This is a genomic window from Synechococcus sp. H60.3 (assembly GCF_047462295.1).
Lineage (GTDB): Bacteria > Cyanobacteriota > Cyanobacteriia > Thermostichales > Thermostichaceae > Thermostichus.
The window spans coordinates 37394-41924 of sequence record NZ_JANSIY010000006.1 but is presented as its reverse complement, the minus strand read 5'-3'; the positions used below and the strand labels follow the sequence as shown (position 1 = coordinate 41924).

The 4531-nt window shown below is 61.6% G+C and carries 3 protein-coding genes; 2 read left to right on the top strand and 1 reads right to left on the bottom strand.

The window, feature by feature from the left end; translation table 11 throughout:
- Nucleotides 1-198 precede the first annotated feature (198 nt).
- Nucleotides 199-1305 carry a bifunctional diaminohydroxyphosphoribosylaminopyrimidine deaminase/5-amino-6-(5-phosphoribosylamino)uracil reductase RibD gene (ribD, locus tag NW841_RS01690; protein WP_414385080.1) on the bottom strand — a complete coding sequence of 369 codons (1107 nt, stop codon included), beginning with the start codon at nt 1303-1305 and terminating at the stop codon, nt 199-201.
- 156 nt (nt 1306-1461) lie between these two features.
- Between ribD and NW841_RS01685 the strand changes: the two genes are divergently transcribed.
- The gene (locus NW841_RS01685; RefSeq protein ID WP_414385079.1) at nt 1462-3060 is read left to right on the top strand and encodes a glucose-6-phosphate isomerase; all 1599 of its coding nucleotides are present in this window, start codon (nt 1462-1464) and stop codon (nt 3058-3060) included.
- 112 nt (nt 3061-3172) lie between these two features.
- Entirely contained in the window at nt 3173-4312 is a 1140-nt protein-coding gene (locus tag NW841_RS01680) for a glucose-6-phosphate dehydrogenase assembly protein OpcA (protein ID WP_414385078.1), read from the top strand.
- Nucleotides 4313-4531: the final 219 nt, after the last annotated feature.

Genomic DNA, 4531 nt, shown 5'->3' with positions numbered 1-4531 from the left:
CCTTACCGAAAGATCCTTATGACCCCCTAGAATATCGGCCAGCATAGCACAGTTGAGCTCAATTCTGAAACCTACTTTGCAAGAATGCTGTATTTTTCTGATCAGTATATTCATTTACATTGAACAGATATCAGTCTGTTCGTTCAGACACTTAAAACCCTCCAGATAGCCCTCGCGAATTTGTCAACAATCGATCTCTTAGTCATCGGGGCTAGAAGAGGGGATTTTCCCGGTGATCAGCCAGTTATCCCCCACAGTCTGCAGTTGCAGCTCCAGCAGCTGCCAGCTCTGGTTCAGGTCAGGGATCCCTTCGCCTCCTACGGGGGTTGGGGCGTTGGCCCCGCCCAGGATCTTGGGAGCAATGAAGGCGGCCACCTTCTGGATGGCCCCATCCTTGAGGGCAGCCCAGGCTAGGGTGCCGCCGCATTCCCAGAGGGCGCTCAGACAGCCTCGCTCAAAGAGAACCTGCGCTGCTCGAGCCGGGGTTACTTGATCCAGGTGCAGCAGCTCCACCCCTTGCTGGGCCAGGGATCGCCAGAGGGGATGGGTCTCGGTGGCTTCTGTAATCACCAAAGTTGGCGCCTCCTCCACCTGCCAGAGGTGGGCCACGGGGGGTAGGTTTAGGGAGCGGCTGAGAACCACCCGCAGGGGCTGGGATCCTTGAAAATCCGGCAGGCGGCAGGTCAGGCGGGGGTTGTCGTGCCAGACAGTTTTCGATCCTACGATGACCGCGTCGTGCCAGGCCCGCTGGCGGTGAACCCACTCTCGCGCCAGGGGGTTGCTAATCCACTGGCTGTGGCCGGTGACGGCAGCGCTCTTGCCGTCTAGGGTCATGGCGTATTTGAGCAGGCCAAAGCACTGCTTCCGCACAATGGCAAAGGCAAAGCCCTCGTTGAGCTCTTGGCACTCCCGCTCCAGCACTCCCACGGTTACCTCGACCCCGGCCTCCTGCAGGCGGCGGATCCCTTTGCCGGCCACCAGCGGGTTGGGATCCTGCATCCCCACCACCACCCGCCGGATCCCGGCAGCCAGGATGGCCTCAGTACAGGGAGGGGTGCGCCCGTAGTGGTTGCAGGGCTCTAAGTTGACGTAGAGGGTGGCGCCCTTGGCCAGGGATCCCGCCTGCTGCAAGGCCAACACCTCGGCGTGGGGCTGGCCGGCTCCCGGATGAACGCCTTCCCCCACCGCCTGATCCCCCCGGACAACAACGCAAGCTACCCGCGGGTTAGGGGAGGGGCGCTGTGGTGTGGAGCGAGCCAAAAAGAGGCAGTGTTCCATCCACTGCCGGTCACACTCGAGGGGCATGGGAGGAGGCCTGGGCCTGCACCGTTTAGGCCAGCATTGCAACAACCCGTGCCTCGAATTCTATCGGCTTCTTGGCCCAGGGATCTATCTCGCCGGCGGCACCTCCCAGCGGGGCGGCTTTGGTAAGCTGGTTACGGCTTTGGCAGCAGGGATCCCATGGACAGCCTCCAACTCTGGCAGCGCTACTGCGATTGGCTTTACTACCACCCTGAGCTGGAAATTTTTGTGGATATCAGCCGCATCCGCTTTACCCCTGCCCAAGTGGAGGCGCTGCGGCCTCTCTTTGCCCAGGCCTTTGCCCAGATGCAGGCTCTAGAAGCCGGGGCCATCGCCAACCCCGACGAAGGCCGCCAGGTGGGCCACTACTGGCTGCGGGCGCCGCAGCTGGCCCCCACGCCGGAGATCCGGCAGGCAATTCAGGAGTGTATTGAACAGGTGGAGACCTTTGCAGAAAAGATCCACCGCGGCACAATCCCGGCTAGTGGGGGAGGATGTTTCACCGAGCTGCTCTGGCTTGGCATTGGCGGATCAGCCCTGGGGCCGCAGTTTGTGGCCGAGGCCCTGGCTCCGCTGCAGCCGCCCTTGAACATCCACTTCATCGACAACACAGATCCCGACGGGTTTGATCGCGTGCTGGGGCGGCTAGCGGACAAACTGGGACAAACCCTAGTAATTGTTGCCTCCAAGTCCGGCAGCACACCTGAGTCGCGCAATGGCTTGGTGGAGGTAGCGCTGGCCTACCAGAAGGCGGGGATCCCCTTTCCTGCTCATGCGGTGGCCATCACTGGGCCTGGCAGCCAATTGGAGCAGCAGGCACGGCAGGAGGGGTGGCTGGCAATTTTTCCCATCTTCGACTGGGTGGGGGGGCGCACGTCAGAAACCTCGGCGGTAGGCCTGTTGCCGGCGGCGCTGCAGGGGATCGATATCCGGGCTTTGCTGGCCGGGGCCGCCACCATGGACGAGGCCACCCGCGTACCCCATCTGGAGCGCAACCCCGCTGCCCTCTTGGCCATGGCCTGGTACATCGTCGGCGAGGGGCGGGGGCGCAAGGATATGGTGGTTTTACCCTACAAAGACCGCCTGGCGCTGTTTAGCCGCTACCTGCAGCAGTTGGTGATGGAATCCCTGGGCAAGTCCCACGACCTAAAGGGCAACCTGGTGGAGCAGGGCCTAACCGTCTACGGCAACAAGGGCACCACGGATCAGCACGCCTACGTGCAGCAGCTGCGGGATGGTCTCAACAACTTCTTTGTGACCTTCATCGAGGTGCTCCAGGATCGCGAGCCCGGGATCCCTTCCCCCTTTGTAGAGCCCGAGGTAACCAGTGGCGACTACCTAGACGGCCTGCTGCAGGGCACCCGCCAAGCCCTCTACGAAAACGGGCGCGACTCCATTACCGTAACCCTGCCGCGGGTGGATGCCCGCTCCGTGGGAGCCCTGATTGCTCTCTACGAACGGGCAGTAGGCCTCTACGCCTCTCTCATCCAGGTCAACGCCTACCACCAGCCGGGGGTGGAAGCGGGCAAGAAAGCAGCCAACGCCGTCCTGCAGCTCCAGCGTCAGGTGCTGGAGGTGATGCGAGAGCAAAAGGGATCCCTGACCTTGCCCCAGTTGGCGGAAAAACTCGGCTGCCCGGAGCGCGTCGAAACGCTGTACTGGATTGTGCGCCATCTGCATGCCAATGGCCGCGGCTTGACTTTGGTGGGGGATCCCGGTCGACCGCTGGAGCTGAGCATCCAGCCCCGGCCCGCCTAAGCCTGCTGTTGCCTGGACTGGAGCCGGCCAATCTGTACCTCACCTTAAGCTCCTCCAGAGCAGCCGGCCTACCTGTCTAGGATTGAGCAAGAGCCCACTGCAGGAGGAGACGATGGATCAACCTGCCGCCGTCCTGCCTTTACAAACCCCAAAAGATGTCTCCATCGAGGACATTGAGCAGGAGCTGAGCAAGATCTGGTCTTCCAAAGGAGAGAGCGTCGCTGCCCGCGCCGCCACCTTTACCCTGGTGGTGTATGAATCGCTAGACGATGCCCTGTTGCTGCCCTCGCCTACCGTCGAGGCCATCGCCACCCAGAACCCCTGCCGCGTCATCGACCTGCGGGCCAAACGGGAGGGAGCCGCAGAGGACGCCATCGAGGCCCAGGTGGCCGCCTATTGCCCGGTGACCCGTGAGCAGCGCAGCTCGCTGGTGTGTTGCGAATACATCACCCTGAAAGCGCCGGAAGCAGCTCTTGTACGGGCTTGCAGTACTGTTGCCTCGCTACTGATCCCCAACTTGCCCACTTTCTTGTGGTGGCAAGGAAACCTGGACTTAAACAGCTTGCTGTTTCAAAAGTTGGTGGCCCTGAGCAACCGGGTCATTGTCGATTCGCGAGGCTTTGTCAATCCTGAGGAAGACCTGCAGGAAATGGACCTTCTCATCCGCGAGGGCCACCACTGCGGGGATCTCAACTGGCGCCGGCTGCTGCCCTGGCAGGAGCTTACTGCCCAAGCCTTCGATCCCCCCGACCGGCGGGAGTCGCTGTACTGGATAGATCAGGTAACGATTGACTACAAAGCCGGCAATCCCTGCCAGGCTCTCCTTTTCTTGGGCTGGCTAGCCAGCCGGCTAGGGTGGACGCCCACCGAGCGAGCCCAGACTCAGGAACATGACTATGAGATTGACCGCATCCGCTTCCAAACCCAAACAGGAAGCGAGGTGAGGGCAGAATTGGCTGCCGTACCTTTGGCTTCCGAAATGAGCCAGCCGGGGGATCTCATCGGGCTGCGCCTCACCTCCAGCAACCAGGAAGTTGACGCCTGCACCGTGCTCTGTTCGGAAACCACGGGGTGCATGCGCATGGAGGCCATGGGAGGTGCCCAGAGATGCGTGGTTCGCCAGGTGGCCCCCCTGGAGCACGATTCCCTAGAAACGCTCCTGGCTGCCGAGTTGCAGCGGCCTGGCCCCGACTATCTTTACGAAGAAACCCTGGGGGTAGTGGCCCAGATCCTCAAGTTGCAGAGAAGCTGAAGGACAGGGTAGAGTCCCAAACTCCTTCGCAAGGGTCTTGCAACTCCCCGTTTGGCCAGCGAAAGCCCTGACTTCTCAGGCCACCTTGAGAGATTTCCTGTTGAAGCCAGCTCAGCGCAGCCCTAGGACAGAAGCCAGCACGCTGTGGCCTACCAGCGCTTCCACTGCAATGCTGATGGCAAATCCCAGCATGGCCAAACGCCCGTTCCACCGCTCAGC